Below are 3,576 nucleotides of genomic sequence, written 5' to 3' on the forward strand. Positions count from 1 at the left end.
CCTCTACGGCGCCGCTCAACCCCGCCTACCGGGCCGACGAGCTCGATTTCTACCTGACCGACATCGGCGCCAAGGCGATCCTCGTCGCGGAGGGTGAGACCGGCCCCGCGGTGACGGTGGCCGAACGCCTCGGCATCGGCGTGCTGCGGCTCGTCGTGCAGCCCGGCACACCGGCCGGCAGTTTTGCTATCGAGGGCGCGGCGATCGGACCGAAGGCCGCGCCCGACATGGCGCAAGACAGCGACATTGCGCTGCTGCTGCATACCTCCGGCACGACATCGCGTCCAAAACTGGTGCCGCTCAGCCATGCCAACATCGCGGCCTCGGCAGCTCATATCGGCGGCACGCTTGGCCTGACGGCCGATGACCGTTGCCTCAATATCATGCCGCTGTTCCACATTCACGGCCTGATCGCGGCCGTGCTGTCGTCGCTGGCTGCCGGCGGCAGCATCTACTGCACGCCGGGTTTCAACGCGCTGCGCTTCTTCCAGTGGCTGAGCGAGGCGCAGCCGAGCTGGTACACGGCGGTGCCGACCATGCATCAGGCGATCCTGGCCCGCGCGGCACGCAACACCGAGGCGCTGGCGGCGGCGCGCCTGCGCTTCATCCGCTCGTCCTCGGCGTCGCTGCCGGCGCAGGTAATGACTGAGCTGGAAGCGACCTTCGGCTGCCCAGTGATCGAATCCTACGGGATGACCGAGGCGGCTCACCAGATGGCCTCGAACCGGCTGCCGCCGGGCCAGCGCAAGCCCGGCAGCGTTGGTGCCTCCGCCGGGCCGGAGGTGGCTGTGATGGCGCCCGACGGGCGGCTGCTCGATGCAGGCGAGTCCGGCGAGATCGTCATCCGCGGGCCCAATGTCACGACGGGCTACGAAAAGAACCCGGATGCCAACGCCACGGCTTTCGCGCATGGCTGGTTCCACACCGGCGACCAGGGCGTGCTGGACGGGGACGGCTATCTCAGGGTCACCGGTCGGCTCAAGGAGATCATCAATCGCGGCGGCGAAAAGATCTCGCCACTCGAGGTCGACGATGTGCTGATGGACCATCCGGCGGTGGCACAGGTCGTCACCTTCGCCATGCCGCATGACAAGCTTGGCGAGGAGGTGGCGGCGGCGGTTGTGCTGCGCGAAGGCATCAGCGCCGCTGAGAGCGACATCCGCACCTATGCCGCGACGCGGCTTGCCGACTTCAAAGTGCCGCGCAAGATCCTGATCCTGGACGAGATCCCCAAGGGCGCGACCGGCAAATTGCAGCGCATCGGCCTTGCCGCCAAACTCGGGCTTTGACGATGAAGATCACCATCTTCGGCGCCGGTGCGATCGGCGGCTATCTCGCTGCCAAGCTTGCCGCCGCCGGCCGCACCGATCTCTCGATCGTCGCGCGCGGCGCCCATCTGGAAGCGATCAAGGCAGATGGCCTGCGCCTGATCGAGGATGGCCAGGAGACGTCCGTCCCCGTCCGGGCCGCCGCCAAGGCCGAGGAACTTGGCGTGCAGGATTATGTCGTGCTGGCGCTGAAGGCCCATTCCCTCACCCCGGCGCTCGACCAGATCGCACCGCTGCTTGGGGACCACACATCAGTCGTCACCATGCAGAACGGCGTGCCGTGGTGGTATTTCCACGGCGTCGGCGGGCCGCTCGAAGGCACCAGGCTGAACGCGGTCGATCCCGGCGGCGCGATCTGGCAGCGGATTGGACCGGACCGCGTCATCGGCTCGGTCGTCTATCCCGCGGTCGAGGTCGATGCGCCGGGGCTCATCCGCCATGTCGAGGGCAAACGCTTCTCGCTCGGCGAACCCTCGGGCGAGCGCAGCGAACGGGTCACGCTTCTGGCCGAGGAGATGGTCAAGGGCGGCTTGCAGGCGCCGGTGCGCGAAGACATCCGCAGCGAGATCTGGGTAAAACTGTGGGGCAATCTTTCGTTCAACCCGATCTCGGCGCTGACCGGCAGCACGCTTGCCGCGATCGTTGCCGACGAGGGCACCCGCACGCTCGCCCGCACCATGATGCTGGAGGCGCAGGCGATCGGCGAAAGCCTCGGCGTGCGTTTTCCCATCGCGGTCGACCGGCGCATCAAGGGCGCCGGCGATGTCGGCGAGCACAAGACCTCGATGCTGCAGGACCTGGAGCGTGGCCGGCCGATGGAGATCGACGCGCTGGTGAGCGCGGTGCAGGAACTTGGCAGGCTAACGGACAAGCCGACCCCGACCATCGATGCCGTGCTGGCGCTGGTGCGGCGGCTGGCGGTGGAACGCGGGTGTTATGGATAATGGGCTCGGGGTTGATCAGCACCGTGGCGAGGGCGCGACGATCCAGGCCTTGAAGCGCCTTGGCCTCATCTCCCAGCTTGACCAGGGTTAGCAGCATGCTGAACGCCATTCACCACGTCGCGCTCATCTGCACCGACTACGACCGGTCGCGACGGTTCTACGTCGAACTCCTCGGCCTCGATCTGATCCGGGAGGTTTATCGGGAGGAGCGGCAGTCATGGAAGGCGGATCTGCGGATCGGGTCGGCCCAACTGGAATTGTTCTCCTTCCCTGCACCGGCGACGCGGCCGTCCCACCCAGAGGCTACAGGCCTGAGACATCTGGCATTCGCGGTGGCTAATCTTGATCCCGTGATTATCCGCCTGGAAGCCGCAGGCGTTGCCGTCGAGCCAATCCGGATCGATCCATACACAGACCAACGGTTTACCTTTTTCAGGGACCCGGATGGATTGCCGCTGGAACTCTACGAAGCCCCATAAGGAACGGTTCGATTTCACGATGGGCGCTTTGTACTGACGGTCTCGGTATCGGCGGACCGCGAATCTGTGCTAAGCGCCGCCCAACTAACCAAAGGACGACACCAATGAGCGAACTGACCGTGGCCGAGGCGACCGAGAGCATCTATGCCTCGCTCCGGGCGGACAATGCCGACATCGACACACATATCGCGGCGCTTAAGGCGGCGCTGACGCGAGAGGGGATCAAACAGGCGGTGTTCGATCCGACCAAGCTGGCGCAGAACAACCGCTCGGGCCGCAAGTTGATGCAGGCTTATTTTCGGCAACGCGGCGTGAGCGTGAAGTTTTCGGACCAGTAGAACCGCGCGCGATCTCAACCGTGTGATTGGTTGGTTTCGGACGCATGTTCTCCGACGCTCCGGGCCCTCCCATTTGACCGACTCAATAACAGCGATCTGCGGCCGCAAGGGCTTCGGCACGGTGAGCTTGGTCCAGTGCGCCAATCCGTCGGACCGACGCATAGAACCTGACATAGTCGCCCGAGCACAGATCGAACAGGCGCAGAAACGCGGTCACCCGATCGCTATAGACGGAAGTCGCGGCGAGCTTTGCATTGTTGATCGGGGAAGCGAACCAGGCATCGTATCCCCGGTATCGGCCCCAGCGCCTGTCGCGCATGTGTCGGTAGCGCATCCGCAGCCGTTCAATCGCCGCCGTCTTTGCGGCCAGTTTTTGCTCCGAGGTTCCGGCGTTGGAATAGACTTTTGCCAACTCGTCCCGTGTTTGCGACACCAGCGCAAGAAATTCAGCTTTGCGCCTCCGGGCGGCTTCGTAACGGCGCAATGC

At 65.0% G+C, this 3,576-nt stretch carries 5 protein-coding genes; 4 read left to right on the forward strand and 1 reads right to left on the reverse strand.

Annotated elements, in window-relative coordinates:
- From EN949_RS33795 to EN949_RS33810, 4 genes are all read left to right on the forward strand, one after another.
- Positions 1–1,289 (forward strand): acyl--CoA ligase (locus EN949_RS33795; protein WP_127371939.1); only part of this gene is annotated, 1,289 nt, incomplete at its 5' end.
- Positions 1,290–1,291: 2 nt separating this feature from the next.
- On the forward strand, positions 1,292–2,272 hold the full coding sequence (locus EN949_RS33800) for a 2-dehydropantoate 2-reductase (protein ID WP_013528521.1): 981 nt from the start codon (positions 1,292–1,294) through the stop codon (positions 2,270–2,272).
- Positions 2,273–2,367: 95 nt separating this feature from the next.
- Positions 2,368–2,751, forward strand: coding sequence for a VOC family protein (locus tag EN949_RS33805; RefSeq protein ID WP_082826717.1), 384 nt, complete (start codon positions 2,368–2,370; stop codon positions 2,749–2,751).
- Positions 2,752–2,855: 104 nt separating this feature from the next.
- Positions 2,856–3,089 carry a hypothetical protein gene (locus tag EN949_RS33810; protein WP_063169708.1) on the forward strand — a complete coding sequence of 78 codons (234 nt, stop codon included), beginning with the start codon at positions 2,856–2,858 and terminating at the stop codon, positions 3,087–3,089.
- An 82-nt stretch (positions 3,090–3,171) separates the two neighbouring features.
- Here EN949_RS33810 and EN949_RS33815 read toward each other — a convergent pair.
- On the reverse strand, positions 3,172–3,576 hold a 405-nt coding region (locus EN949_RS33815), incomplete at its 5' end, for an aminopeptidase (RefSeq protein WP_206534994.1).

Source organism: Mesorhizobium sp. M7A.F.Ca.US.007.01.2.1, assembly GCF_003998165.1.
Lineage (GTDB): Bacteria > Pseudomonadota > Alphaproteobacteria > Rhizobiales > Rhizobiaceae > Mesorhizobium > Mesorhizobium ciceri.